The sequence below is a fragment of the Marisediminitalea lipolytica genome (assembly GCF_001758465.1).
GTDB lineage: Bacteria > Pseudomonadota > Gammaproteobacteria > Enterobacterales > Alteromonadaceae > Alteromonas > Alteromonas lipolytica.
In genome coordinates this window covers 189,675-215,830 of the sequence record NZ_MJIC01000009.1, presented here as the reverse complement: position 1 = coordinate 215,830, position 26,156 = coordinate 189,675, and the positions used below count along the sequence as shown (strand labels likewise).

Sequence of the window (26,156 nt, the reverse complement as noted above, 5' to 3'; positions counted from 1 at the left end):
TGTCATCATACCACCAAGCCGCTGTTTACGTGCGTTTATACGCCAAACAAAGCAGGCAATGCCTCACTGAACCAGGCCACATAGGTCACTAGCATTAACACCACAAACATGGCAGCGTACAAAGGCAATAAGGGCTTTATAATTTTATCCAGTCGCGTTTTCGCGATAGCACAGGTAATAAACAGCACGGCACCTACCGGTGGTGAACACAGTCCGATAGATAAATTAAGTACAATCATAATACCGAACTGCAAGGGTGACATCCCCAGCTCGGCCGCTACCGGTAAAAATATCGGGGTAAAAATCAATACCGCCGGGGTCATATCCAAAAAGGCACCCACCACAATAAGCAGCAGATTTATCAGCAACAAAATTACGATGGGGTTATCGCTGATGTCTAACATAAATTCACTGATATTTTGTGGAATATTAGCGTAAGAAAGCATCCATGACATCGCCGTTGACGCGCCGATTAGCAGCATAACAATAGCCGTGGTTTCGCCCGACTTTAACAGAATGTCCGGTAACTGTTTTGGCGTTACTTCCCGGTAAACACCAACGGCCAGGATTAACGAATACACTACGGCGATGGCACCCGCCTCAGTAGCTGTAAAGATCCCACCTACAATGCCGCCGATCACCAGAATAATCAGAAACAAACTTGGCAGCGCAGCACCAACCTGCTGCAGCACTACCTTTAACGGCAGACGCGCGGTGGTTGCATAACCTTTACGTTTAGCGTGAATAAAACACACTACCATCAGCGCCAGCCCCACCATCACGCCTGGCAGATAGCCGGCCATAAAAAGGGCTGCAATTGACACGCCGCCACTGGCAATGGCGTAAACAATCAGAATGTTACTGGGCGGTATCAGCATGCCTGTGGTTGATGCCGCCGCCGTTACCGCGGCACTGAAATTTTCGTCGTAGCCCTGCTTTTTCATTTCTGGCAGCATAAAACTACCTATGGCAGAGGTCGTGGCTACCGCAGAGCCGGAAATCGCACCAAACAGCATGCAAGACACCACGTTAACCAGTGCCAGGCCACCGGGTAACGAGCCGATTAACGCCAGTGCGCAGTTAATCAGCCGCTTAGCTATACCGCCGCGCCCCATGATCATGCCAGACAGCACAAAAAACGGAATGGCCAGTAAGGCAAAGCTATCCAGTCCACCCGCCATGCGCTGGGCAATGGTGGTTACCGCCGGCGTAAAATCAATACTAAGCAACATAGCCACCAGCGTTGCAATCCCAATGCTGAATGAAATCGGCACATTCAACAGCAGGAGTACAAAGAACGTTACGATTAAGGCGATTGCAGTGTAGTCCATCACCAGGCCTCCTCTTCATCAGCTAACCACAGGTTGTGGATATTTATCAGGCCATAGCAAATGATTAATGCGCCCGATAACGGCAACACGATGTATACGTAGCCCATACGGACCCCGAGTGCTGCTGAAATTTGTTCCAGCTCAAGGGTCAGCGATACCAGTTGAGCACCGCCAAACAGCAAAGTACTGGCACAGAAAATAATGACTAACAATTCAACCAGGGTGAGGATGTACTTGCGGCGCTCAGGCGGTTGTTTTTCCACAATCAGATTAAACCCCAGATGAACCTTCTGGCGATAAGCAAATGCCGCCCCCAGCAAACCAATCCAAATCAGCAAAAAGCGGGATAATTCTTCAGTCACAGAAGCCGGGTCAGCCAGCACGTAGCGGGATATCACCTGCCATACCACTGTGAGCAATATGAGTGTCATTGCCAGCATTAATATGCCAGCAACAAACTGATCAAGTAATCGAATAACCTTTCGCATACTACAAGGCCTTTATTTCTGAGATAAGCGCGCCAACCTCAGTGTCACGTAAACTTTCATGAAAGGGTTTAACGGCTTCAACAAACAAGGTTTTATCCGGATAAATCACTTCCACACCATCCGCCTTCACTTTGGCCAGCGATTCGGCGGTTGACTGCTGCCAGGCCTGACGCTGGAACAGCACCGAATCCTGCATTGCCTCACTCACCCAGGCCTGTTGCTGGGCGCTGAGATTGTCCCAGGTACGCAGTGACATCAGCATGATATCGGGTACAGAAGTATGCTCATCCAGTGAATAATAACGGGCGATTTCATAATGCCGGGAAAGGTAATAGCTTGGCGGATTGTTTTCGGCACCATCTACCACGCCCTGTTGCAGCGCAGTGTATAGCTCTCCCCAGGAGACCGGCGTTGCCGCACCACCCAACTCACGCACGGTTCTTACTGCTGTCGGGCTGTTAAGCACGCGTATCTTCATGCCAGCCAGATCGGCCGGACTGTGAATAGGTTTGTTGTTGGAGTAAAAGCTGCGGCTGCCAGCATCGTAATAAGCGAGCCCCTTAAGACGAAAAGGCTCTACTTCTTGTAACAACGTTTTGCCTATGTGGCTGTTAAGCACCGTCCAGAAGTGCGCGTTATCGCGGAAGATATACGGAATACTGAAGATTTTCATTGCCGGCACAAACCCCTCAAGCGGGCTTGCCGAAACCTTGGTCATGGACAGAGAGCCTATTTGTAACAGCTCTATCATTTCACGCTCATTGCCTAACTGACTGCCAGGATAAATCTTCACCTCAATGGTGCCACCAGACAATTCAGCGACTCGTGCGCCAAAGTATTCCATCGCCTTATGCACAGAATGCTGTGTATCAAGCGTGTGGCCAATGCGTAAGGTTGTTACCTTGCTTTCACTGTCAGTACCGCAGCCAGCGACAGCGAAGCCAAACAGGAGCAAGCCGGCTAACCTGAAAATCTTGTTATACATCGACAGCGCTCCTAGCGCAGTTCACTGGCAGGGAATTTATCCATGTCGTCATAGTCGAGGTTTTCCCCGGCCATGCCCCAGATAAAGGCATAATTAGCGGTGCCACAGCCGCAGTGAATAGACCAGGGCGGCGACAGCACAGCCTGATGGTTCTGCACAAAGATATGGCGGGTTTCCTGTGGCTCGCCCATAAAATGACTGACCGCCTGACCTTCAGGCACATCCAGATAAAAATACACTTCGTTGCGGCGATCGTGCTGATGCGCTGGCATAGTGTTCCACACGCTACCGGGATACAGTCGGGTCAGGCCCATCTGCAGTTGGCACGTTTCCACCACCCCGTTAATAATTAACTGATAAATATCGCGCTCGTTGGCCGTTTCCGGCGATCCCAGGTGCAGGACATTGGCATCATCCAGTCCCACTTTTTTGCATGGATAGCTTGCATGAGCCGGCGCAGAATTCAGATAAAAGCAGGCGGGAGCGTCAGCGGCGTCTGAGTGAAACGTTACATTGTGCTCACCCGCCCCAATGTACAGTGCCTCGCCTTTCGCCAGCGAGTAAACCGTTTCGTCAACTTCAATGGTGCCGGCACCACCCACATTAATCACGCCGACTTCCCGACGCGAGGTAAAGCAGCCCGACTTGAGCGCATCCAGCGATTCCAGGCTCAGCGGCTTATCGGTAGGTACCGCGCCGCCCACCATAAAGCGTTCGTAATGACTGTAAATCCAGTAAACTTTCCCTGGCTGCATGAGTTTGTCGGCTAAGAAAGCGTCTCTTAGCGCCTGAGTGTCATAGCCTTTGGCTTCCTGTTGCCCAATGGCATAGCGGGTTTCATATTCGGTCGTCATAAATTGTCTGTCCTATTCGGTTAGCGGGCTAAAAAGCCACCATCAACGGCCAGTACGTGACCATTGATATACTGACTGGCAGCACTGGCTAAAAACACCACCGCCCCTTTTAAATCGTCGGTTTCGCCCCAGCGACCAGCCGGGATGCGCGCACAAATTTCGCTACTACGCTGAGCGTCATCCTGCAGCGCCTGAGTGTTATCGGTACGAATGTAACCAGGAGCAATCGCATTAACCTGCAACCCCTTTGCCCCCCACTCGTTGGCTAAGGCTTTGGTTAATCCGGCAATGGCGTGTTTACTGGCGGTGTAGGCCGGCACGGTTATACCGCCGCTGTAACTGAGCATAGAAGCAATGTTGATGATTTTGCCGCTGCCCTGCTCAATCATCGATTTGCCCAGTTGCTGACAAAGCAAAAAGCTGGCATCAAGATTGACCTGCAAAACATTTTGCCAGGCCTCCAGAGGGTACTCGGTCGCCGGACTGCGAAAGATAGTGCCGCCATTGTTCACCAGAATGTCAACGCCCCCCCACAGCGCCAGTGCATCATCGGCTAACGCCTGCACTGCCAGCATGTCGCTGAGATCAGCATGCAATTGCGCCGCCTTAACGGTGCCAAGCGCGGCAATCTTAGCTACGGTTTCATCACAACCACCGGCACGGGAACTGGCGCAAATCACATCCGCACCCGCCTCGGCCAGCGCGATAGCCAGGGCTTGTCCTATGCCCCTGCTGGCACCGGTAACCAGTGCACGTTTCTGAGTTAAAGAAAAATCAGCCATAAGTCCTCTTGCGTCGATTTGCGGTTGTTTGTTTCCAGAAGATTAACAAGTTTGTACCTGGAATGAATTATGTTAACAATATTTAAAATAATTGCCACCGGTGGCAATTGTCAATATGATTAACTAAATTTTTACGCTTTATTATCTAACAGCCAACACGGAGAAAACCATGAAAAGGTACTTTGCACTCTCGCTGCTAGCCGCGTCGACACTGCTCTCAGCTTGTTCTCAAGGCCCCCAGTCACAGGACAATTCGGCGGCACCGACGACTGAGCCAGTCATTAAAACCCACGCCGAACTATCGGTGCGCGAGGGCGGCGCCTGGGATGGCAACAAGTATGTGGCTGATGGATTTCAGTTTGCCCCGGTTACCTCCTTTACAGCCCCGGCGCAGCTAACCGACCACTCCTATTTTTTACGCTATGAGGGACCAGGCTGGGAGAACGATCAGATTGGCTATCGCCTATATCTGGACTGGCGCAATGGCATCGATATATTTGTAAAAACCACCAACGAGATGGTGTTATCCCGGGTTGGACAAGATGGTTACGATAGCTATCACGAACTCAGTGACTGGGGTGGTGATGCGCTTAAAGTTGGCAAATCCGTCGGCCTCGGCGCCTTGGGGCGCTGGCTCAATGACGGTGTTTCTCACTTTAAACAAGTGGGCGAAACCCAATGGCAACTGATCACACAAACACCCACCGAAAGTGCATTTGAAGTGAGCTACAAGGAATGGGTAGTCGGTGGCGTTAGTGCTGATGTCAGCACCCTTTACAGCATTAAAGCCGGCGATCCCAGCACACTGGTTAATGTCACGACCTCACAACCACTGGATAATCTGGTAACCGGATTAGTCCGGCATAACAATGTTGCCTACATCGAAAAAGAGAGCGACAACTGGAAGATGATTGCGACCTATGGCAAACAAAATTTGTTAGGCGACAATCTGGATTTAGGCATGGCGTTATTTGTGCGCAAAAGCGATATTGCAGACCAGTTTGAAGGGCCCCACGATTACCTGTTCAAATTCAAACCGGCAACCCAGTATCAGTATGGCTTTTTTGCCAGCTGGCCCGGCCATCCGGATCAGCCACAAAATCGGCATCAGTTTGAAGCCTTTATGGAGGCTAAATTAGCGAGTCTGGAATCGTCCTTGTAACGACGTATAAAAACCGTCTGGCAATTAGTTCAGACGGTTATTCGGATCGTTTTGGGTGTTGTCGGTGTATTCACCTTCAAAGGTATCACCATCGTGGCCTGCCCCAGGCTGACGCGAGTGCTGGTAGCTAGTCTGTTGGGTAGCATTGACAGTATGGACGGTCAGGTGTTTGGCTGCACGAGTGGCAATCCACTTTCGAGACCAGGGCAATGCAAAGGTAAAGCCCAGGATATCGGTAATAAAGCCCGGTGTTACCAACAGCACACCAGCAATTACCAGTAACATGCCTTCCAGCATTTCGGTACCAGGCACCTGATTTTGCGCCAGTTTGGCCTGAGCGGTTTGCAAGGTGGAAATGCCCTCCTGACGAACCAGGTAAGCCCCGACAAATGCCGTCACAATGATTAATCCAACCGTATTCCAGCCACCGATCAAGTCACCCACCTGCAGCAACAGCGAAATCTCGGCAATTGGCATGACAATAAAAAGCAGTAATAAAAAGCGCAAAATTAGTTTCCTGTTGCTTTCTTAAGTTTCAGTTAATGAAGATGGGGCACAATTACGCAAACCCAAGTCATCGTATCTTACGTTTACGACGTACAATCGACTACGGACTTGTCACAGACCCTTTTTGCTCGGTAAAGTGCCTGCTTGCCGGTCAAATTGAATGGTTTTTGCGACAAAACCGGTCTCATGAGACGTTATTATGACAGATATTTGTATTGTGCATTGCACAACCGACTCACAGGAAAATGCCGAAGTCATTGCAACGCAACTGATTGAACAACGGTTAGCAGCCTGCGTGCAGATTGTGCCCGGTATTACTTCAGTCTATCGCTGGGACAACAAACTGGCCCAGGATCAGGAGTGGCTACTGTTAATTAAAACGCACCGGCAACTGCTCGACCGCGCTGAACAGTTAGTTAATGCGCTGCACTCTTACGACGTTCCGCAGTGGGTAGTCGTAGCAGCAGAAACGGTGAGTCCGGCCTACGGCACTTGGGTTGAACAGGAATTAAACATTGAAAAGAGGAACTAACTCGGTGAATCAGTCCCGGTTTTTATTAATTACGATGACGTTCATTGCCCTGATGTTCAGTGCGCTGGCTAACGCTCAGTTGAATGGCAGCAACATGGAAGATTTATTCAGTGACGAACCATCGTTCCTGCCGGTTGACGAGGCCTTTGTTTTCGACTTTGCACAACAGGGCGACGTGCTGGTTATTCGCTTCGAAATTGCCGACGGTTACTACCTTTATAAAAAGCAGTTTAAAGCCTCAACCAAGAATGCCACCCTTGGCGAACCGGTTTTTCCACCGGCAGAGCAAATAGAAGATGAGTTTTTTGGCATCTCCGATGTGTATTACAACACCGTTTCCTTTAGCTATCCGATTATTGAAACCATTCAGGATGGCGTAGTAAAGCTGCGCTATCAGGGCTGTGCGCTGGCCGGACTCTGTTATCCGCCCACGACCAAAGTAATTTACCTGAACAGCCTGAAAGGCAGCACCGTTACCGGTCAGCTCAGCGGTGGCGAACTAGTTGCAAAAGCGACTGACGACAGCGCCATTGCACAAAACAACAGCACCGTAAGCGAGCAATATGATCTCGCTAACATGCTGCAGTCAGACGGCAACTTACTGCTTACGCTGTTACTCTTTTTAGCACTGGGAATTGGCCTTGCCTTTACCCCCTGCGTGTTTCCTATGTACCCCATTGTCTCAGGCATCGTGATTGGCCAGGGCAAGGATATTAAATTATCCCGCGCTTTTACCCTGGCCTTTGTGTATGTGCAGGGTATGGCAATCATGTATTCGTTACTGGGACTGGTTGTGGCCTCAGCTGGCGTACAATTTCAGGCATCACTACAAAGCCCGTACATTCTGGGTACTTTTATTGTGGTATTTGTCGCCCTGGCAGCCGCCATGTTTGGTGCCTACGAAATTCAGTTGCCCAGCAGCTGGCAGGAAAAAGTCAGCGGTATGAGCAACGCTCAGCAACGGGGTAGCCTGGTTGGCGTGTTTGTAATGGGCATACTTTCAGGCCTTATTGCGTCGCCCTGCACCACTGCGCCACTTACCGGCGTGCTGATATTTATTGCCCAAAGTGGCGATATGACACTGGGCTTTCTGGCCTTATATGCCCTGAGTCTGGGCATGGGCATTCCACTCATTATCTTTGCCATGACGGGCGGAAAACTGCTGCCTAAAGCAGGTAACTGGATGAATATCATTAAAACCACCTTTGGTTTTATGCTGTTATCGGTGGCCATTATCTTTATCGAACGCTTGTGGAATTCTGACTACACCTGGCTGCTCTGGTCGGCGCTTGGTCTTGCCACTTTTAGCTATTATCAGGTCGCTAACCAGTCTACCGCCGCCACTTTTGCCAAAGGGGTACGTTCACTGCTTATCTTTGTTGGGCTGTTTATCAGCGCCATGATTGGCTACAACACGCTGTTTAGTCACAACAGTGCCACGGGCATTACCAACGCCACCAATGCGGGTGTTAGTACGCCAGCTGTGGCCCATCCACAATTTATGGTGGTGAAAAACCTGGCTGATTTTGAGCAAAAGCTGGCCGCCGCCAATGCCGAAGGCAAATCGGTGATGGTGGATCTCTACGCTGATTGGTGTGTGGCGTGTAAGGAATTTGAAAAATACACCTTTGTTGACCCTGAAGTTATTGATGCACTAAGCAACACGGTGTGGATGCAAATTGACCTGACCGACAATACTCCCACCAATCTGGCCTTCCAGGAAGCATTTAATGTGTTGGGTTTGCCGACAATTTTGTTATTTGATGAACAAGGTCAGGAATTAACCAAAGCAAGGGTTACCGGCTTTATGAAAGCTCAACCTTTCGCCAGACATGTGAAAAATGCATTAACGAAAAATCAATAACTTAATTTTATCATTTATTATTTGGCAAGACTTTTTTTTATGATTTTACATTTATCTATATAAGGAAAAACACGCTTATCATCAATTAGTTGCATATATTCCAACAGAGTATTGCATCGCGCTGAATAGTTCCCTACAGTAGTGATATATATGTACTACAATCCATAGGGATAGCCTGTGGATTAGAGAAAGTCATGAATAAATACATTGCTGTAGGGATAGCAACAGCTATTGCCCTTTTACTTGCTCATTTTGTTTCTGGTGTGGTTGGCGTTATTCTACTGGCCATTGCTGTCATAGCTTATGATTTCGTCGCGCCGGCATCATCCCCTGAAACATCAGCGCCCGCCAAGGCGGCTTCTGCGCCATTAGCCACCGCGCCGGTTATGAGTAGTGGTTCAGATGCTCCTCTTACAACTATTGCACAAACGTCGACTGAAGTGCTTAGTGATTGTGAAGTCAGCCTGAACAATATCATCTCTACTCACAACGATGCGGTAGACACCCTGAGCACCAGTTTTCTTGGCCTGCGTGACCTGGTAGACCAGCAAAGCAACACGATTTTACAGCTTATTAAAGCCGACAGTGACACTGACGAACTGTACAGTGATCGCATGCGCAGCTTTGCCGAACGTACTGGCGTGACTCTCGACAGATTTATCCAGAGCACCGTAGATATGTCCGCGGGTATTATGGAAATCCTCGAGCAGATCACGGCAATTAACGATACTGTACCTTCAGTTATCCAGGCACTTAAAGACATTGATAGCATTGCCGCGCAGACTAACCTACTTGCTCTGAATGCCGCCATCGAAGCAGCCCGCGCCGGTGAGCACGGACGTGGTTTTGCCGTCGTAGCTGACGAAGTACGCAGTCTGTCTAACCGCTCGGCGCAATTTAGTGAATCAATCCAGACTCAGATCAACGGCATCAATGAGAAGATATCCTCGCTGAGTGAACGCATCGGTGTGCTCGCCGCTTACGACGTAAGCTACGTAATTGAAGCGAAAAAAGACATCAACCAGGCACTTGAGCGCATTATTGTTAAAGCAGAGCACGATCAGACTATTACTTCTGGTCTGCAATCACTGTCTGTCGAATTAGACACGGCCCTTGGCAATGCGACCCGCAGTCTGCAATTTGGCGATATCAATCGTCAGTATATCGAGTACACCATCGCAACGGTGTCCTTGCTCAACATCAACCTGACCGCCCTGCTCGACACATCAGAACGTCAGGCGTTGTTAAACAATCCTGAGCAGTTCCAACAAAAAGTTCAGTCTGAGTGGTCGGCAATACACAACCCCGTATCTTCATCATCTGTGGAAGCAGGTGATATCGAGTTGTTTTAACCGGAGAAATAATGAATACCGTAATTTCAGTGCCAGAACGCTTCGATTTTAGCTTTCATAAGTCGTTTACCGAGCAATACAACAGCATTCTGGAAACCAAAAAAGGCGGCGTGATTGTTCTGGATTTCTCGAATGTACTATACCTGGACAGTGCCGCGCTTGGCATGGTGGTACTTTTAAAAAAACGCGCAAAAAGCAATGGCTGCGAAGTAGAAATTGCTAACGCCAAAGGCACTGCGCTGGAAGTATTACAAATCGCTAATTTCGATAAAATGGTGAAAATCCGTTAAGGATAAACGTCCTGATGAAAGCTCCCATAGCAAAAAAGCCGTCAGAATCCGTTCTGGTCGTCGACGATGATCATATTTTTTGTGAACTGCTTGTCTCAGATCTGACAGTTAAAGGCGTCAAAGCGATATCGTCTTTTTCTTTGACTGATGCCAAAGAAGTGCTGAGTAAACACCCGATAGATCTGGTGATATTAGACAACCATTTAGGCGATGGCAGTGGTACCGATTTGCTGCCTGTACTGCAAGCGCTTGAGCCTTCGCCCTACGTCATCATGGTGTCTTCCGATGACCAGATAAACAATATCAGTGACAGTTTTAGCCAGGGCGTGCACGACTATATTGTTAAGCCGGTCAGCATAGAACTGCTGTGGGAAAAAATTCGTAATCTGCTGACGTTTAAACGAACCAGCATGGATTTAGCCAACAAGTACCAGCTGTTACAACAGTTATTAAGCGAGAAAGCCCAGGAAGAAAGCCTCGCCCAACACGTTTATCAGAATATGGCGAACAGCCAGTGCGATCTGCCTTCTTTTGCTCAGGTACGCAGTCGGCCAATGACCAACTTTAGTGGTGATACTATTTTTTCACCACCAAACCCATCCGGCAAGATCCAGTTAATTCTGGCTGATGCTATGGGCCATGGTCTGGCCGCGGCGATTTGTATTATACCCATTGTCACTACCGCTCGGGCGATGGCCAATAAAGGCAAGGGCATTGATGAAATATTCCACGAGATAAATCGCAAGCTTTATATCGAGATACCTGACGATCGGTTTGTGGCTTTAGCTGGCATCGAAATTTGCCCTTACAGCAATACGATTACTATTGTTAATGCAGGCTTACCTGATGTGCTGTGCTGCTGCAAAAACGGTGAAGTGAAGCACTTTAAGTCAAAAGCAATGCCCCTTGGCATTATGGAGCCCGCGGAATTCAGCATTAAAACCGAGCAGGTCCCAATAGACGACATAGCACAACTGGCGTTGTACACCGACGGTATTATCGAACAAACAAATCCCCAGGGGGCGGCATATTCCACTAAACGTTTACTGGAACAGGTCGATAACTTAGTAAATAGCGGGCAGAGCCTAATCAATATAATGGATGACTGCCTGGATTTTGCTGCGGGTAACAGCATCGAAGATGATATTACGTTATGCGTTATTGATGGTGATGCCGTAAGGGAAAAACTACAAACCAGAATTGAAGAAACCCTGCCGGACTTTGGCGAGATCGATTATCGATTTTGCATCAGAGGTAAGGTAATCGGCAGTCTTGATGTGTTAAATCAGGCTATGCACATCATGCAACACTCTGATTTACCAAAGGATTTGTGCCAAAAAGCATTTACCGTTATGGCCGAGCTGATAAATAACGCGCTCGATCATGGCATTCTCGAACTGGATTCGAGCCTGAAAAATGATTTTGAAGGTTTTGCCACTTACCTGGCACTTCGTGAAGAACGATTGGGTAAACTAACAAATAGTGACGAGTTAACCATACAACTTTACACAAATTCGACTACGTTTATAAAGATATCAGTGGAAGACTCGGGAGCGGGTTTCGCTCTGACTGAGAACTCTGCCGATAAACAGGGCCTGAGTGGTCGGGGTCTTGGGTTGGTTGACGCGATGTGCCAGACAGTAGAACGAAATGCCAAAGGCAATTGCACAACCATTTTCATAGCAAGGAACTAAAACCGTTATGAGCAAAAAAATTCTAATCGTGGACGACTCTATGTCGATCCGCCAAATGGTCGAAGTCACTCTTAAGGGTGCCGGCTACAACGTTGACACCGCTGAAGACGGACAGGCAGCACTGGATAAATGTCAGACTACCCGTTACGACTTTGTACTGACCGATCAGAACATGCCTCGCATGGACGGCATTACGCTTATCAAGTCATTACGGGGCATGATGAGCTACCGCACAGTGCCGATTGTGGTACTGACTACCGAGGCAGGGGATTCCCTTAAGAGCCAGGGTAAAGCCGCCGGTGCTACAGGCTGGATGGTCAAGCCATTTGATCCATCTAAATTACTGGCTATTGCTAAAAAACTGCTGGGATAGTCGCCAATGTCTGTTGATATGAATCAGTTCCACAACGTGTTTTTTGAGGAGAGCCAGGAGCATCTTCAAACCATGGAAGAACTGTTATTAAACATTTCTACAGACGACCCTGATCCTGAAGATCTCAACAGCATATTCCGCGCAGCTCACTCAATTAAAGGCGGCAGTGGTATTTTTGGCTTCGATGCCTTAACCGGTTTAACTCACGTCATGGAAACGATCCTCGATAAGGCGCGCAACCATGAGTTAGATTTAACCACCGACATTGTGGACGTACTGTTAGCGACCACCGATACGCTGGGTGATATTCTGCGGGCTTATCAGGACGAAACTGAGATAGACTGGCAGCAGATTGAAGAGGGTAAAGCAGCCCTTGAAGCGATCTTAACGTCAGAACAAGAGCCGTCCGCAAAGGCAGAATCCAGCCCGGCATTTGACAATGACGATGACGGCTTTGGCTTTTTTGATGATGCCCCGGGTCAGCCCCAGCAGGACAGTGCGGACGACGAGGATGACGGTTTCGGCTTTTTCGATGATGCGCCGGGTCAACCCGTTGCGGCAGAGGAAGAGGACGACGGATTTGGCTTCTTCGACGATGCACCGGGTCAGCCTGTAGCGGCCGATTCCATCGAAAGTCACAATGACAGCGACGGTAAATTTGGATTTTTCAGCGAGCCCAAGCCTGCACAACCGCTTAAGGATGAAGAAGCCTTTGGCTTTTTTGAGCAGGAAAAACCCGAGAATAAAAGCCCTGCCAGAACTGCAGCAGCTAAAAAGCCCGCCGCCAAAGCGGCCGCAAAGCCCGCGGCTAAAGGCGATGCCGGCTCTATTCGGGTAGAAACCAACAAAATTGATACCGTGGTTAACCTGGTGGGCGAAATGGTTATCACCCAGTCGATACTGTCGATGATAGGTGAAGATGTTGACGGTAACACCGGTGAAAAATTAACCGGCGCCATTGATGAGCTATCCCGCAACATTCGCGAAATTCAGGAAGCCGTCATGTCCATGCGGATGATTCCGGTTTCCTTTGTATTTAACCGCTTCCCCCGACTGGTTCGTGATCTGGCGAAGACCCTCGATAAAAAAATCGAGCTGATTATCGAAGGCGGTGAAACCGAAGTCGATAAATCAATGATCGAGAAGCTCGCGGATCCACTTACCCATTTGGTTCGCAACAGTCTGGACCATGGCATTGAACCATTAGAAAAACGTCTGGCCGCAGGCAAGCCCGAAATCGGCACCATAGTGTTAAAAGCTGAGCAACGTGGTGGCAATATCCTGATTAGTATTAAGGACGATGGCGGCGGCTTAAACCGCGAGAAAATCCTTGATAAAGCCATTTCAAACGGTATGGATATCGACCCCAAAATGCCTGATGAAGAGGTATGGCAGTTGATATTTGCGCCAGGATTCTCTACCGCTGATGCCGTTACGGATGTTTCTGGCCGTGGCGTAGGTATGGATGTTGTTCGCCGGAATATCGAAGCCATCCAGGGCGGAATAGACATTGTCTCGGTTGGTGGGCAAGGCTCTACCTTTACCATTAAGTTACCGCTGACTCTGGCCATTATTGACGGTATGTGTGTTTCTGTGGAAAACGAAACCTACATAATTCCATTGCTCAATATTATTGAGTCCTTGCAGCCCAGAGCTGATCAAATAAAAACACTCGCCAACGATACGATGTTGTGGAGCCGGGATCAGTACTGGCCGCTGGTCTCGCTACGCGAAACCATGCAAATCAACGCTACAGATAAACGCGTCGAAGACTCGATTATTGTGTTAGTAGAAATAGGTAAAAAGCGCTACGGGATCATTGTTGACCAGTTATTAGGTAAACAACAGGTAGTCATTAAAAGTCTGGAGCGGCATTACAAGAAAGTAGACGGCATTTCCGGTGCAACCATAATGGGAGACGGCAAGGTCGCCATGATTATCGATGTTGACAACCTGATTAAAAACGAACAAATCAATCAAGTGGGGTTAGCCTGATGAATACTGTGTCATCTCAGGACGCTGCGTTGGCAGCAACTGTTGGTGCAAACAAGGAATATCTGACATTTATGTTAGGTGAAGAGCAATATGGCCTGGCGATTATTCAGGTTAAGGAGATTCGTGGCTATGAACCCGTCACTAAAATCGCTAACGCTCCTGACTTCATAAAAGGCGTAATAAACCTGCGCGGTGATATTGTTCCTATTGTCGATTTGCGCGTTAAGTTTAATGTTAGCGAAGCGACCTACAACGAATTTACTATCGTCATTATGCTCAATGTGCAGGACCGCATTGTGGGCATAGTAGTAGACAGCGTCTCTGACGTGATTAATGTCACCGAAGACGAAATTCACCCGCCTCCGGAATTCGGTGTCGCTTTTGACAGCCGTTACCTGGACGGACTGGCCAGCGTGGATGACGGACTTGTCATACTGGTCAATATAGAACGACTGATTACCAGCAGGGAAATCGGCATTTTTGACAGCATGAATCAGCAAAACGAGGGCTCAGTATGAACTTGCGTAATTTATTTGGGGGCCAGCAGCCAGAACCACAAAAGCCGGCATATTATGAACTTGCGCTCAACGCAATTTCTTCCGGTGTTATGGTGGCAGACAAAGACCGCAATATTATTTATGCAAATCCGGCGGTTTCACATCTTCTGAAGAAATATGAAAGCGAAATTCGCACTGTATTACCGCATTTTTCAGCTGAGAACCTGGTAGGTCAGAATATCGATCAGTTCCACAAGGACCCGGGTCACCAACGTCGTCTGCTCGCTGATTTAACCTCGCCAATGGAATCATCCATTGTGGTAGGTGATGTTAACTTTGATCTTAAATTGACCCCGGTTCTGGATAACCTTGGGCGTCCGGACGGCGCTATGGTTGAATGGGTCGACAAAACCGAATACAACTTAACCAGCAATATGCTGGCCGCACTGGATCGCAGCCAGGGGGTTATTGAGTTCCGTCCGAACGGCGAAATCTTAAAGGCAAACGAGAATTTCCTTACCCTGATGGGTTATGACGAGCGTGAAATAGTGGGCAAACACCATCGCATGTTTGTTGACAGCGACTATTCGCACTCGGCTGACTATAAAGAAATGTGGGCCAAGCTTCAGCGCGGTGAATTTATTGCCGGCGAATTCCTGCGTTTCAACAGCCGTGGCGAAGAAGTCTGGATTCAGGCGTCTTACAACCCGGTTGTTACCAGCGGTGGTAAAGTTACCCGCGTTGTAAAATACGCCACGGATATCACCGAAGAAAAAATCAAAAATGCCTACTTTTCGGGACAGATTAAAGCCATTAATCAATCCCAGGCGGTTATTGAATTTGATCCAACAGGTAAAATTCTGCAGGCTAACGATAACTTTCTGAATGCTTTGGGTTACACCCTGGACGAAATTAAAGGCAAGCATCACAGCATGTTTGTCGATAGTGCCGAACGCTCTACCACTGAATACCGCATGTTCTGGGATCAGTTAAACGATGGTCAATTCCAAAGTGGCGAATTCCGCCGTATAGGTAAAGGTGGCGTCGATGTGTGGATTCAGGCTACCTATAACCCAATTTTAGACGACAGCGGCCGTGTTTTTAAAGTTGTGAAATATGCGACAGACATCACCAGCCGTAAGATGGCGGTTAACGATATCTGTGAAGTGATGCTGGCACTGTCTAAAGGCAGCCTGACCAGTAAACTCGAGCGTGAGTACGAAGGTGAATTTAAAGCACTGGCAGATTCGGTTAATGATTTCGTCACCAATCTGTCCAGTATTATCATGGAAATTCGGGGCGGTTCAGAAACGATCAACAACGCGTCGGCTGAAATTGCTAAGGGTAACGCAGACCTGTCATCACGGACCGAACAGCAGGCTTCCAGCCTTGAGGAAACCGCCTCAAGTATGGAACAAATCACCAGTACGGTACAACTGAATGCGGATAATGCCAAACAAGCCAATGGTCTGGCATCAGAAGCATCACGAGTGGCCAGCAACGGTGGCAAGCTGATCGATCAGGTCGTTGGTACGATGGCTGACATTAACCAGTCAGCGAAGAAAATTGAAGATATCATTGGCGTTATCGACGGTATTGCTTTCCAAACCAACATACTGGCACTTAACGCCGCAGTAGAAGCCGCACGCGCCGGTGAGCAGGGTCGCGGTTTTGCGGTAGTTGCATCAGAAGTTCGCACCCTGGCACAACGTTCTGCCAATGCCGCTAAAGATATTAAGGATCTGATCTCAGACTCTGTAGCTAAAGTAGAAAGCGGTAACCAGCTGGTTAACCAGTCAGGTGACACCATGCGCGAAATTGTCACGGCTATTCAGCGTGTAAACGACATCATGTCAGAAATCGCATCAGCCAGTGCTGAGCAGGCCAGCGGTATTGATGAAATCAATAAAGCCGTGGTGCAAATGGATGAAATGACCCAGCAAAACGCAGCGCTGGTAGAAGAAGCAGCCGCTGCTGCAGAAAGTATGAGCTCTCAGGCGTCGCAGCTGATTTCCAGAGTTAACTTCTTTGAGCTAGGCCACGAAGCTGAAATGAGTCACGTTCCAGCTATCCAGTCTGCACCACTTCCAAGAACCAAGCCTAAAGTGTCTGCCAGAGCAGTATCAGCCCGTTCACAACACCTGAGTGCTGCCAAGCCCGACGATGATGATGAATGGGAGAGCTTTTAATCCAGAGTGAGTAAATAAATGGAGAAGCCTTTTGCGTTTACTCTGAAAGAATTTAATGCCGTTCGGCAAAAAATTCGTTCGCTCACCGGAATTAACCTGGCCGACAGTAAAGACAATATGGTTTACAGCCGCCTGGCCAGGCGGCTGCGAGCGCTGAATATTGACAACTTTCAGGCTTACCTTAAATACCTGGACACCCATAAAGCCGAAACAGAGCATTTTATTAATGCGCTGACGACAAACTTAACGTCGTTTTTTCGCGAATCTCATCACTTCGATTTGTTAAAAGAGTATCTGGCCAGTCATCCTGGCCCCCTGCGAATTTGGTGTACCGCCAGCAGCAGTGGTGAAGAGCCCTATTCCATTGCAATGACCTGTGCTGAAGCCCGTGGTTCACTCATTAATAACGTTAAGATTTATGCCTCAGATATCGACAGCCGAATGCTGGAACGAGCGCAGGCAGGAATTTATCCCATTGATCAGGTTGAAAAATTAAGTCCTATGCGACGTAAGCAGTTTTTCCACCGGGGTACCGGAGCTAACGCCGGTAAAGCACGGATAATTCCCGAACTGCGTCAGTCGATTCATTTTTTCCGGCAGAACCTGCTCGACAGTAGCTATGCCATAGAAAAAGGCATTGATATTGTTTTTTGTCGTAACGTAATGATTTATTTTGATAAGCCAACACAAGAAGTCATATTGAAACGGATTTTAAGACTAACTAAACCCGATGCCTGGTACATTGCCGGTCATTCCGAAAACTTTTCTCATTTGAGCAACCTTCTGCGGCCCAAAGGGAAAACGGTTTATCTTGTAAACCGAGGCGCGATATGACGTCTCTTCCCGGAATGAGTACCCCGAACCGCTATTTTGATCGGCATTTTGACAGTGAAGCCGTAAAGATATTACCCGGCGAGTACTTCGCTACCCGCGATCCAACGATTATCGTTACCGTGCTAGGTTCCTGTGTTTCCGTGTGTCTGCGCGATCCCATTACCAAAATCGGAGGCATGAATCATTTTTTGTTGCCTAACGATGAATTTGTTACCAGTGGCGAAATGAATACGTCGGCGCGCTATGGCACCTATGCTATGGAGTTATTGATTAACGAACTGCTTAAAATGGGGGCGGCCAGAAACCGTCTCGAAGCGAAGGTGTTTGGTGGTGGTAACGTGCTGCAAGGTCTTACTATTAACAATGTTGGCGAACGCAACAGTGAGTTTGTACTGGACTACCTGAAAATTGAAAAAATACCAGTTCTGGCACGGGATTTATTGGGTCCGTATCCACGTAAAGTCTATTTTTTCCCTGGCACAGGCGAGGTAAAAGTACGCAAAATTAAAGCTATGCACAACACCACCATTCTTGATCGTGAAAGTGAATACCGCATGCGCATCAAGGATACACCATCAGCTGGTGATGTTGATTTATTTGAGTAAAAGCTATGACAATATCTGTGTTAGTTGTTGATGATTCGGCGCTTATCCGTTCGTTAATGACACAAATTATTTCTGCCCATCCCGAACTGACACTGGTGGGTACAGCGCCAGACGCCTTTGTGGCCAAAGACATGGTCAAACGTTTCAATCCTGACGTAATCACACTGGACATTGAAATGCCCCGGGTAGATGGCCTGACCTTTCTTGATCGTCTGATGAAAGCCAAGCCAACGCCTGTAGTCATGATTTCTACTCTGACCGAAAAAGGGGCGGATGCCACTATGCTGGCACTGGAACTGGGTGCTATCGATTTTATTCCTAAGCCGAAAATCGACGTTCAGGCCAAGTTTATGGCCTTTCAACAATTGGTAACGACCAAAATTCTGGAAGCAGCCAGAGCCAAAGTCAAAAAACGTGTTGCCGATGCAGAGGTCACTAAAACTCAACTCTCCTACTCCGGTACAGAGTTAATTGTCGGCATTGGAGCCAGTACCGGTGGTACCGAAGCCATTAAAGAGCTGTTAGTGAGATTACCGGCTTCGTTTCCGGCGGTGGTCATGACCCAACATATGCCACCAGGCTTTACCACCTCATTTGCCAAACGCCTCAATGGCCTGTGTGCCCTCACGGTAAAAGAGGCAAAGCACAACGAACGCTTATTACCAGGCCACGCTTATCTCGCGCCGGGAGACCAACACCTGAGTGTGATTAAGTACGGTGCCGACTACCGCCTCCAACTTAGCGATCACGGTAGGGTTAGCGGCCACAAGCCATCGGTTGATGTATTGTTTAACAGCCTGGCGGAGCAGGTAGGCCACAATGCTTTTGGTGTGATTCTTACCGGCATGGGTAAAGATGGTGCTGACGGTATGCGCGCCATGCACGACAAAGGCGCGGTAACCTTTGCCCAGGATGAAGCCAGTTGCGTGGTATATGGCATGCCAAAAGAGGCTGTGCGTCGAGGCGGCGTCGATAAATCACTGCCAATTCCCGACATCGCCACCCAATTAACCGATGCCATTCGCCAAAAAGCGAAAGGTAACCGCCTGTAAAAAGTCACTCTTCAGCCGCAACTATTTATATTTAGCAATCACCATATCGAAAAGTTGCGGCGAAATCCCCTGATAAGACCAGTATTTTGCTGCGATATCTTAATTAATCACTATAATTGTTGATTAAGCTTATTTTAGTACTAATTCAACGCGGTTTTTGTGTTAAATATTAGCCAAATTCTGTATAACTGGTCGTTATTCGGAATTTAGCCGCAAGATAGCTACAAGATTAATGAAAATACTTTTATTAAATGGCCCTAACCTGAACATGCTGGGTAAAAGGGAGCCAGAAAAATACGGACACGCCACTTTAGCCGATATTGTTGCAGGCTTAACCGCACAAGCATCAGCTATGAATATCAGCCTCGAGCATTTTCAGTCTAATGCCGAGGCAGACCTGATCGATCGCATTCATGCCGCCATGGGCAATATCGACGGTATTATCATTAATCCTGCGGCTTTTACGCACACCAGCGTTGCCCTGCGCGATGCCTTACTCAGCGTGTCGATTCCATTTATAGAAGTACATCTATCCAACGTGCATGCCCGTGAGGCATTTCGTCATCATTCTTATTTTTCCGATATCGCTGCTGGCGTGATCGTAGGCTTTGGCGCTAAAGGTTACGCTCTCGCCCTGGACGCAGCAGTCGATATTTTTGCAACTAATTAACAAGACAAACGAGACAGATTATGGATATTAGAAAGATTAAAAAACTGATTGAGCTGGTCGAAGAATCAGGTATTGCCGAGCTAGAAATCACCGAAGGTGAAGAGTCTGTTCGTATCCACCGTGGCAGTTCACACGCCGCCGCTCCTATTCACTACGCGGCGCCAGCACCAGTTGCAGCGCCTGTAGCGGCTCCGGCAGCAGCGGCTCCGGCTGCAGCAGCCGAGCCAGAAGTACCAGCTGGTCACACCGTTAAGTCGCCAATGGTTGGTACTTTCTACCGCGCTTCTTCACCAACGGCAAAAGCTTTTGTCGAAGTAGGTCAGAGTGTAAACGTTGGTGATACCCTGTGTATCATTGAAGCCATGAAAATGATGAACCAAATCGAATCTGATAAAGCAGGTGTTGTTAAAGCGATTCTGGTAGATAACCAGGAAGCTGTAGAATTTGATCAGCCTCTGTTCATCATCGAATAAACGGTAATCTCATGGATAAAGTACTCATAGCTAACCGTGGCGAAATTGCGCTGCGGATCCTGCGAGCGTGCAAAGAGCTTGGGATTAAAACGGTCGCGGTACATTCTACTGCCGACCGCAATCTTAAACATGTATTGCTTGCAGACGAATCAATTTGTATTGGTAATGCATCAGCCACCGAAAGTTATCTGAATATTCCGCGCATTATTGCCGCGGCCGAGGTAACTAACTCTATCGCTATTCACCCAGGCTACGGCTTTTTGGCGGAAAATGCGGATTTTGCTGATGCAGTAGAAAAAAGCGGATTTATTTTCATTGGTCCACGCGCCGACACTATTAACCTGATGGGTGACAAAGTGTCTGCGATTAACGCCATGAAAAAAGCCGGTGTACCTTGTGTACCAGGCTCTGACGGCCCGCTAACTGACGATGCGGATCGCAATAAAACCATTGCTAAACGTATCGGCTACCCAATTATCGTTAAAGCTGCCGGTGGTGGTGGTGGTCGCGGTATGCGCGTAGTACGCAGCGAAGCCGAGCTGATTAAGTCCATCGAAACCACTAAAGCAGAAGCCGGTGCGGCTTTTGGTAATGACGTGGTTTACATGGAAAAATTCCTGGAAAACCCACGCCACGTGGAAATTCAGGTGCTGGCAGATGGTCAGGGCAATGCAATTCACTTAGGTGAGCGCGACTGTTCAATGCAGCGTCGTCACCAAAAAGTGGTAGAAGAAGCGCCGGCTCCGGGTATTTCTGAGCAAATGCGTAGCAAGATTGGTGATCGTTGTCGTAAAGCCTGTATCGAAATCGGCTATCGCGGCGCGGGTACCTTCGAGTTCCTGTACGAAAACGGTGAGTTCTACTTCATTGAAATGAACACCCGTATTCAGGTAGAACACCCGGTATCTGAAATGATCACTGGTGTAGACCTGGTCAAGGAACAGCTGCGAATTGCGGCAGGTCAGCCACTGTCTATCGACCAGTCTCAAATTCAAATTCGTGGCCACGCCATTGAATGCCGGATTAACGCTGAAGATCCAATCTCCTTTATCCCGAGTCCGGGTAAAATCGAAATGTTCCACCCACCAGGTGGTTTAGGAGTACGCTGGGACTCGCATATTTATGCCGGTTATACCGTACCACCTTATTACGATTCGATGATTGGTAAGCTGATCACCTATGGTGAAAGCCGTGACGAAGCCATTGCCCGTATGCGCCACGCACTGGACGAGCTGGTAGTAGATGGCATCAAAACCAACATTCCGTTACAGCAACGCATTATGGCGGACGAAAACTTCTATGCCGGTGGTACTAACATCCACTATCTTGAGAAGAAGCTTGGTCTGGCCTAAGCGCTTGCACTTCACGCAGTAAATTTTAAAAAGCTTTCTTCGGAAAGCTTTTTTTATTCGTTTTTTCCTATTAAACGAATCGATTTTTTGAATTATCTCTGTCGAATCTTGGCTACTATAGTGTTTTTTAGGATTAGACTTTAGTTTAATTTTCGCCACTTTTCTGTATCGACCCACAGAGTTGTGGTGACCTTGATTTCAAGGTAATTCTCCACTTGTTTGGCCGGCGCTTAGCCGGCTTTTTTATATCTGCGTTCAGGACATTACAGATCCTGCCTCCTTTTTAAGCTACACTCTGCGACATCTGAATTACGTTGCCACAGAGTATGTTAAAGCGACTTTCTGCAATAACTGGCTTTGCCTTATATCTTATGGGATTAACCATAAAGCCACTGATGGCAGCGGCCATACCCGATTTTTACCAACAAAAACTGGATATGCAGGTCCGTTACGATCACCGCTCTGATCAAACAGAACGCAGCCAGTATCGTCTGCGGTTTTACCCCCGGTTAAACTTCGATTCGCAATGGAGCTTACATAGCTTTGTTGTCACAGGAAACGGCTTTAGTTCCAGCCACAATACTTTTGGCAGTGACAACAACGATAAAATAGCCGTCAGACGGCTTTATATGAGGCGCACTTACAGCAAAGGTAAAACCGAATTTGGTGTGATTCCCACCTACAAAGGACGTGTTTCTGCCACAGGCTTGGCGAAAGACGGCTGGTTTCAGGGTCTTCGGCATGTTCACCAGATCCAACCTGACCACCAGCTGGAACTGGTCGTTGGCGCACTCGACGCTACCGACCCCGCCAGGGCGCTTGCAGTGCATGGCGATATTAATCTGTTCGAGCTTGAATACAGCGCAACGTTAAATCATTTATTCAGCATTGAGGCCGGTGTAGAACATATCACCAATGGTAATTACCTTCGCGGTGAAATCCGTTACCACCAGCAACCTGAACAAGTGTGGTTTGCAGAAATAGTACGCCGGGTCGATCAGGCAGAAAATAAACTGGTGTTGGGTTTAGAAAGCACATTTTTAATTCAACAATATCCCATAGCGTTCTATGGCTACTATGCTTATGTCAGTACGGAATTCGGTGAACGGGCAACACTAACCGAAGATTATCTGGGCACCGGACATGCAGGCTCGCTGGAATTTTCTGGCAACATTTTCGCGGCCCGGCTTGATTGGTTTGCCAGAATCGATATGGTTAAAAATACCCGACGCCTTTTAGTTGGGATTAAACGATCGTTTTGAAGCAGCGAAGCAAGGAGCACAAGGGAGTTTTTATTGTGCAGCGAGTTGAGCCTGAACTCTCTTTATCAGTGCCCGAGTAGTCCGTTGCTAAAGTGAAAATGACGGCTTTTCTCCAGGCAAAACAAAAGCCCCGAGGCAAGCCATCGGGGCTTTTTGCATTAACATCATAGGATTAGTTCGCGCGGCTGATCAGGGTGCCAGTGTACTCACCAGCAGTGATGTAGCGGTTAATTTTTGCTACGTTTTCGCCATACTGCTCAACAAACTCAACTATAGGCATACCGTTACAGGTAATATTTTTTTCAACATAATCGCGGCTCAGGCCAACATCTTTAAGCGCTGCATGCAGTTTCATTTTGCTGCCTTTAGCAGCAACCACGCAAATCTTAGAAGTCACTTCGTTGTCTGCTGCCACCAGTTGGGTATCAGCATGAGCTGCTGCCATTGCGCCAAACGTTAAACCAGCAACCATTACTACTTTAGTGAATGTTTTCATCGTCATTTCCTTTTTTACTATTTACGGGAGAAAGTTACTTTAGCTAGAGCAATGACGATGCCAATATTTTTTAACTATATTTATCAATAACTTAATGTGAAACGCGCAAAACTAGTTGGCCTGTGCCAAAAATCAAAAACCAAAATATAGTCAATTTGACTAATTTTTAGCTTTATATTTTTAGTCCAAAATACCCGATGATTTTTCGTGCGGAAAGAAAAAAGCCCACAACGAGGTGGGCTAAACAGCAAGAACGCATACACACTTAATCAGTGTTAGATAAAGTATGCTTGTAGTGTAAAAAAAGATCAAATTAATTTATTAAAAATAATATTCAATTTCATTAAATTTATTTTAACCTATATTAGATTTTATTTATTGTTCAGATACTGCGCTGCTGAATAAGCTTCAACAGTTCGCTAGCGGCCAGTGCGTCATCCAATGCCCTGTGGTGATTTTCCAGTTTTATGTCGAAATGTCTGGATAGCGGGCCAAGTCCGTAAGCACTCAGTCCAGGATAGGTTTTGCGCATTCTGGCACAGGTACATAACTTTGGCCGCTTAAAATCAAGTTCAAGGCGGGCAAATTCCTGTTTAATAAACCCATAGTCAAAATTTACGTTATGCGCTACAAAAACGCAGTCTTTAGTAAACGCTTCAATATCTTCAGCAACGTCGGCAAAAATTGGCGCAGAAGCCACCATGTCATCACTGATACCGGTTAACTGAGTGATCCGGTAAGGAATATGGCGCTGTGGATTGATCAGGCTTTGCCATCGTGCCACTTCTTCGCCCCCCACCACTTTAACCATGCCTATTTCGGTGATCCGATGGCTGGCCGACTGCCCTCCGGTGGTTTCGATGTCTACTACCACATAGGGCTGTAAAGGATCCTGATACCATTCAACCTGAGTAATGCCTACCTCAAATCCGCACTGCCGGAGCCGTTGAATTGTAATTAGCTGATTACGTCTGAGCTGGTCACCGGGCGCTTTGATTTCTTCAAAACGTAACTGTCCATCCTGCACCACCATAATGTCAGGAAAACCGTCGCGCAAGCTGGCATAGTCTTTACACATCAATAGTAAAAATGCGCGCAAGCGCGCCATGCTGACATATTTAAGCAACACGGTTATGGCTTCCGGCAACCCCTGGCGCCACATAAACAGGCTGTTTACCTTGCCATAATGTGCACTCGCTTGTTTTAGTAAATACCGGTGCAATGTTGCGGCATCACCGCAGTACTGTGCTAAATGACTTTCTATATCAGTGGCAAAACGTGCGTAGAAATCGTTGTGACGCAGCACTTGCGGACGACGGTCAAATTCGCTGACCAAGCCCAGCTCGCCATACAACCAGTCCCAAAAGAGTAAACCAAACAGCATACGCCAGGGCTGATTCTCGGCCCGATATGCCTCAAGCCCCTGACGGCGATAGTAGCCAATGACGCCCTGCTCCACCGACTGATTATGAATATCATCAAGCTGCACTGTGTGGGTTGCGGCACGTAACATATCGGTAAGGAGCGAAGTGCGCTTGCGACCAAACTTGCGACTGTAGAAGTCTTCTGCAAAAGCCAGCAGTGTATCTGAAGACGGGTCATCGATGATCGATTCCAGCTGCGTCTGCACAGCTTCCTGGTGGCCGGCCTTATAGCTCTCTCTTAACCATTTTTCCTGGGCCTGATCGCTGCCTGCCTGCTGTAACCATGCCAGCCCCTTTTCTGCTGACTTACCCAGCCAGAACAGGCCCAGCTGATACAGCAGTTTGTCCCGGTACTCATAACCGGTAGGGCAGGATACTGGCACCGACGAGTCAACAGTAAACCCGGTCTTTTGCCCCTCATTAAGCTGTTTAAACAAGGTTAACTGGCTGGCATAGTAATACGCCCCAGTAGCCGCCTCCGGGCTGTCAAAACGTGCGAGCTGACGACTAACATCCTGTCGGGTTCGCATGACACCGAGATCGCGCATGGAAAATTGATTTAACCGCCCTTTGGTGTGTCCGAAATATAAAAACAACAGATAATTTAAAGGCTCATCAAAAGTACGCAGTAAATATTGTTCATCAATGTCTTCAGGCACCGCCAGGGCCTTTCCGGCAAGAAGTTGCGCCAGGTGTTCTGTTAGCGCTGGCTTTGCCACTGAGGCATTAACTGTAATGCCGTTATACCGCAGTAAGGCCAGCAGATCGGCTTTGGTTAATACCTGCCCCAGTGCATAACTGTCGGCCTGAGTAATACTGCTAAACCATCCCTTCCCGGCCAGCGCTGCCAGGTTTTGCAGGGGTTGATTTATCTCATCGTAAACAAAGGTTTTTACCACTACTACCGGATACTTGCGATTGGCTGCACGCACAATCAAACACTGCTCATCGCTGCTGAGCGCCTTAAAAGCATCGATAAAAGCAGCGGTTTTGTCGTCGACTAACTCACGATTGACGCCTTCAAAAAACTGTAGAAATTCGTAAAAGTGATCGAGGTAATAACGCTCGGGCAGTGTTTTTCGCATTACCGGTC

General features: G+C 48.0%; 25 protein-coding genes. 17 read left to right on the top strand and 8 right to left on the bottom strand.

The window, feature by feature from the left end; all coding sequences use genetic code 11:
* Positions 1-35: 35 nt before the first annotated feature.
* Genes BFC17_RS04715 through kduD form a run of 5 tightly spaced genes read right to left on the bottom strand, consistent with a single transcriptional unit; the run spans position 36 to position 4,440 of the window.
* On the bottom strand, positions 36-1,331 hold the full coding sequence (locus BFC17_RS04715; RefSeq protein WP_070175302.1) for a TRAP transporter large permease: 1,296 nt from the start codon (positions 1,329-1,331) through the stop codon (positions 36-38).
* Positions 1,331-1,819 carry a TRAP transporter small permease gene (locus tag BFC17_RS04710; protein ID WP_070175301.1) on the bottom strand — a complete coding sequence of 163 codons (489 nt, stop codon included), beginning with the start codon at positions 1,817-1,819 and terminating at the stop codon, positions 1,331-1,333. The genes BFC17_RS04715 and BFC17_RS04710 overlap by 1 nt, the downstream gene beginning before the upstream one ends.
* Before the next feature lies 1 nt (position 1,820).
* On the bottom strand, positions 1,821-2,804 hold the full coding sequence (locus BFC17_RS04705) for a TRAP transporter substrate-binding protein (RefSeq protein ID WP_083271582.1): 984 nt from the start codon (positions 2,802-2,804) through the stop codon (positions 1,821-1,823).
* Between the two features lie 11 nt (positions 2,805-2,815).
* Complete coding sequence (kduI, locus tag BFC17_RS04700) at positions 2,816-3,658, bottom strand: 5-dehydro-4-deoxy-D-glucuronate isomerase (RefSeq protein WP_070175300.1); 843 nt, start codon at positions 3,656-3,658, stop codon at positions 2,816-2,818.
* Between the two features lie 20 nt (positions 3,659-3,678).
* Positions 3,679-4,440 (bottom strand): 2-dehydro-3-deoxy-D-gluconate 5-dehydrogenase KduD, encoded by a 762-nt coding sequence (gene kduD / locus BFC17_RS04695; protein ID WP_070175299.1) that lies wholly within the window; start codon positions 4,438-4,440, stop codon positions 3,679-3,681.
* A gap of 169 nt (positions 4,441-4,609) precedes the next feature.
* Here kduD and BFC17_RS04690 point away from each other — a divergent pair, with 169 nt between their 5' ends.
* Positions 4,610-5,602 carry a DUF4861 family protein gene (locus tag BFC17_RS04690; RefSeq protein WP_070175298.1) on the top strand — a complete coding sequence of 331 codons (993 nt, stop codon included), beginning with the start codon at positions 4,610-4,612 and terminating at the stop codon, positions 5,600-5,602.
* Between the two features lie 24 nt (positions 5,603-5,626).
* Here BFC17_RS04690 and BFC17_RS04685 read toward each other — a convergent pair whose 3' ends face one another.
* Positions 5,627-6,109 (bottom strand): FxsA family protein, encoded by a 483-nt coding sequence (locus BFC17_RS04685; protein WP_070175297.1) that lies wholly within the window; start codon positions 6,107-6,109, stop codon positions 5,627-5,629.
* 199 nt (positions 6,110-6,308) lie between these two features.
* On the opposite strand from BFC17_RS04685, the gene cutA reads away from it, so the two are divergent.
* The 16 genes from cutA to BFC17_RS04605 all read left to right on the top strand — a co-directional run bounded on the left by cutA (position 6,309) and on the right by BFC17_RS04605 (position 23,143).
* Entirely contained in the window at positions 6,309-6,641 is a 333-nt protein-coding gene (gene cutA / locus BFC17_RS04680) for a divalent-cation tolerance protein CutA (protein ID WP_070175296.1), read from the top strand.
* 34 nt (positions 6,642-6,675) lie between these two features.
* Positions 6,676-8,505, top strand: a complete 1,830-nt coding sequence (locus BFC17_RS04675; RefSeq protein WP_070175443.1) for a protein-disulfide reductase DsbD — start codon at positions 6,676-6,678, stop codon at positions 8,503-8,505.
* A 194-nt stretch (positions 8,506-8,699) separates the two neighbouring features.
* The gene (locus BFC17_RS22895) at positions 8,700-9,857 is read left to right on the top strand and encodes a methyl-accepting chemotaxis protein (protein WP_070175295.1); all 1,158 of its coding nucleotides are present in this window, start codon (positions 8,700-8,702) and stop codon (positions 9,855-9,857) included.
* 11 nt (positions 9,858-9,868) lie between these two features.
* Positions 9,869-10,147: an STAS domain-containing protein gene (locus BFC17_RS04665; RefSeq protein WP_070175294.1), complete on the top strand. Its 279-nt coding sequence runs from the start codon at positions 9,869-9,871 to the stop codon at positions 10,145-10,147.
* A 14-nt stretch (positions 10,148-10,161) separates the two neighbouring features.
* Positions 10,162-11,841 carry a SpoIIE family protein phosphatase gene (locus tag BFC17_RS04660; RefSeq protein WP_070175293.1) on the top strand — a complete coding sequence of 560 codons (1,680 nt, stop codon included), beginning with the start codon at positions 10,162-10,164 and terminating at the stop codon, positions 11,839-11,841.
* 7 nt (positions 11,842-11,848) lie between these two features.
* On the top strand, positions 11,849-12,214 hold the full coding sequence (locus tag BFC17_RS04655) for a response regulator (protein WP_070175292.1): 366 nt from the start codon (positions 11,849-11,851) through the stop codon (positions 12,212-12,214).
* Between the two features lie 6 nt (positions 12,215-12,220).
* The gene (locus BFC17_RS04650; protein WP_070175291.1) at positions 12,221-14,209 is read left to right on the top strand and encodes a chemotaxis protein CheA; all 1,989 of its coding nucleotides are present in this window, start codon (positions 12,221-12,223) and stop codon (positions 14,207-14,209) included.
* Complete coding sequence (locus BFC17_RS04645) at positions 14,209-14,727, top strand: chemotaxis protein CheW (RefSeq protein WP_070175290.1); 519 nt, start codon at positions 14,209-14,211, stop codon at positions 14,725-14,727. The genes BFC17_RS04650 and BFC17_RS04645 overlap by 1 nt, the downstream gene beginning before the upstream one ends.
* A complete protein-coding gene (locus BFC17_RS04640) occupies positions 14,724-16,895 on the top strand; it encodes a methyl-accepting chemotaxis protein (RefSeq protein ID WP_070175289.1) in 2,172 nt (723 codons plus the stop codon). The genes BFC17_RS04645 and BFC17_RS04640 overlap by 4 nt, the downstream gene beginning before the upstream one ends.
* A gap of 18 nt (positions 16,896-16,913) precedes the next feature.
* Positions 16,914-17,729, top strand: coding sequence for a CheR family methyltransferase (locus tag BFC17_RS04635; RefSeq protein ID WP_070175288.1), 816 nt, complete (start codon positions 16,914-16,916; stop codon positions 17,727-17,729).
* The gene (gene cheD, locus BFC17_RS04630; RefSeq protein ID WP_070175287.1) at positions 17,726-18,334 is read left to right on the top strand and encodes a chemoreceptor glutamine deamidase CheD; all 609 of its coding nucleotides are present in this window, start codon (positions 17,726-17,728) and stop codon (positions 18,332-18,334) included. The genes BFC17_RS04635 and cheD overlap by 4 nt, the downstream gene beginning before the upstream one ends.
* A gap of 5 nt (positions 18,335-18,339) precedes the next feature.
* Positions 18,340-19,386, top strand: coding sequence for a protein-glutamate methylesterase/protein-glutamine glutaminase (locus tag BFC17_RS04625; RefSeq protein WP_070175286.1), 1,047 nt, complete (start codon positions 18,340-18,342; stop codon positions 19,384-19,386).
* 232 nt (positions 19,387-19,618) lie between these two features.
* Entirely contained in the window at positions 19,619-20,056 is a 438-nt protein-coding gene (gene aroQ / locus BFC17_RS04620) for a type II 3-dehydroquinate dehydratase (RefSeq protein ID WP_070175285.1), read from the top strand.
* Between the two features lie 20 nt (positions 20,057-20,076).
* Entirely contained in the window at positions 20,077-20,529 is a 453-nt protein-coding gene (gene accB, locus BFC17_RS04615) for an acetyl-CoA carboxylase biotin carboxyl carrier protein (protein WP_070175284.1), read from the top strand.
* 11 nt (positions 20,530-20,540) lie between these two features.
* Positions 20,541-21,881, top strand: coding sequence for an acetyl-CoA carboxylase biotin carboxylase subunit (gene accC / locus BFC17_RS04610; RefSeq protein ID WP_070175283.1), 1,341 nt, complete (start codon positions 20,541-20,543; stop codon positions 21,879-21,881).
* 326 nt (positions 21,882-22,207) lie between these two features.
* Complete coding sequence (locus BFC17_RS04605) at positions 22,208-23,143, top strand: hypothetical protein (protein ID WP_070175282.1); 936 nt, start codon at positions 22,208-22,210, stop codon at positions 23,141-23,143.
* A gap of 172 nt (positions 23,144-23,315) precedes the next feature.
* Here the strand turns inward: BFC17_RS04605 and BFC17_RS04600 are convergent, their stop codons facing one another.
* Entirely contained in the window at positions 23,316-23,639 is a 324-nt protein-coding gene (locus BFC17_RS04600; protein ID WP_070175281.1) for a DUF3718 domain-containing protein, read from the bottom strand.
* Positions 23,640-24,021: 382 nt separating this feature from the next.
* Positions 24,022-26,148 (bottom strand): exonuclease domain-containing protein, encoded by a 2,127-nt coding sequence (locus BFC17_RS04595; protein WP_070175280.1) that lies wholly within the window; start codon positions 26,146-26,148, stop codon positions 24,022-24,024.
* Between the last annotated feature and the right edge of the window lie 8 nt (positions 26,149-26,156).

Coding starts and splice junctions, on each gene's coding strand:
- BFC17_RS04600 (WP_070175281.1), bottom strand. CDS start 23,639: ATGAAAACATTCACTAAAGTAGTAATGGTTGCTGGTTTAACGTTTGGC.
- kduD (WP_070175299.1), bottom strand. CDS start 4,440: ATGGCTGATTTTTCTTTAACTCAGAAACGTGCACTGGTTACCGGTGCC.
- cutA (WP_070175296.1), top strand. CDS start 6,309: ATGACAGATATTTGTATTGTGCATTGCACAACCGACTCACAGGAAAAT.
- accC (WP_070175283.1), top strand. CDS start 20,541: ATGGATAAAGTACTCATAGCTAACCGTGGCGAAATTGCGCTGCGGATC.
- BFC17_RS04675 (WP_070175443.1), top strand. CDS start 6,676: ATGACGTTCATTGCCCTGATGTTCAGTGCGCTGGCTAACGCTCAGTTG.
- BFC17_RS04660 (WP_070175293.1), top strand. CDS start 10,162: ATGAAAGCTCCCATAGCAAAAAAGCCGTCAGAATCCGTTCTGGTCGTC.
- BFC17_RS04625 (WP_070175286.1), top strand. CDS start 18,340: ATGACAATATCTGTGTTAGTTGTTGATGATTCGGCGCTTATCCGTTCG.
- BFC17_RS04645 (WP_070175290.1), top strand. CDS start 14,209: ATGAATACTGTGTCATCTCAGGACGCTGCGTTGGCAGCAACTGTTGGT.
- kduI (WP_070175300.1), bottom strand. CDS start 3,658: ATGACGACCGAATATGAAACCCGCTATGCCATTGGGCAACAGGAAGCC.
- BFC17_RS04710 (WP_070175301.1), bottom strand. CDS start 1,819: ATGCGAAAGGTTATTCGATTACTTGATCAGTTTGTTGCTGGCATATTA.
- BFC17_RS04635 (WP_070175288.1), top strand. CDS start 16,914: ATGGAGAAGCCTTTTGCGTTTACTCTGAAAGAATTTAATGCCGTTCGG.
- accB (WP_070175284.1), top strand. CDS start 20,077: ATGGATATTAGAAAGATTAAAAAACTGATTGAGCTGGTCGAAGAATCA.
- BFC17_RS04595 (WP_070175280.1), bottom strand. CDS start 26,148: ATGCGAAAAACACTGCCCGAGCGTTATTACCTCGATCACTTTTACGAA.
- BFC17_RS04715 (WP_070175302.1), bottom strand. CDS start 1,331: ATGGACTACACTGCAATCGCCTTAATCGTAACGTTCTTTGTACTCCTG.
- BFC17_RS04650 (WP_070175291.1), top strand. CDS start 12,221: ATGTCTGTTGATATGAATCAGTTCCACAACGTGTTTTTTGAGGAGAGC.
- BFC17_RS04605 (WP_070175282.1), top strand. CDS start 22,208: ATGTTAAAGCGACTTTCTGCAATAACTGGCTTTGCCTTATATCTTATG.
- BFC17_RS04665 (WP_070175294.1), top strand. CDS start 9,869: ATGAATACCGTAATTTCAGTGCCAGAACGCTTCGATTTTAGCTTTCAT.
- cheD (WP_070175287.1), top strand. CDS start 17,726: ATGACGTCTCTTCCCGGAATGAGTACCCCGAACCGCTATTTTGATCGG.
- BFC17_RS04655 (WP_070175292.1), top strand. CDS start 11,849: ATGAGCAAAAAAATTCTAATCGTGGACGACTCTATGTCGATCCGCCAA.
- BFC17_RS04690 (WP_070175298.1), top strand. CDS start 4,610: ATGAAAAGGTACTTTGCACTCTCGCTGCTAGCCGCGTCGACACTGCTC.
- aroQ (WP_070175285.1), top strand. CDS start 19,619: ATGAAAATACTTTTATTAAATGGCCCTAACCTGAACATGCTGGGTAAA.
- BFC17_RS04705 (WP_083271582.1), bottom strand. CDS start 2,804: ATGTATAACAAGATTTTCAGGTTAGCCGGCTTGCTCCTGTTTGGCTTC.
- BFC17_RS04640 (WP_070175289.1), top strand. CDS start 14,724: ATGAACTTGCGTAATTTATTTGGGGGCCAGCAGCCAGAACCACAAAAG.
- BFC17_RS22895 (WP_070175295.1), top strand. CDS start 8,700: ATGAATAAATACATTGCTGTAGGGATAGCAACAGCTATTGCCCTTTTA.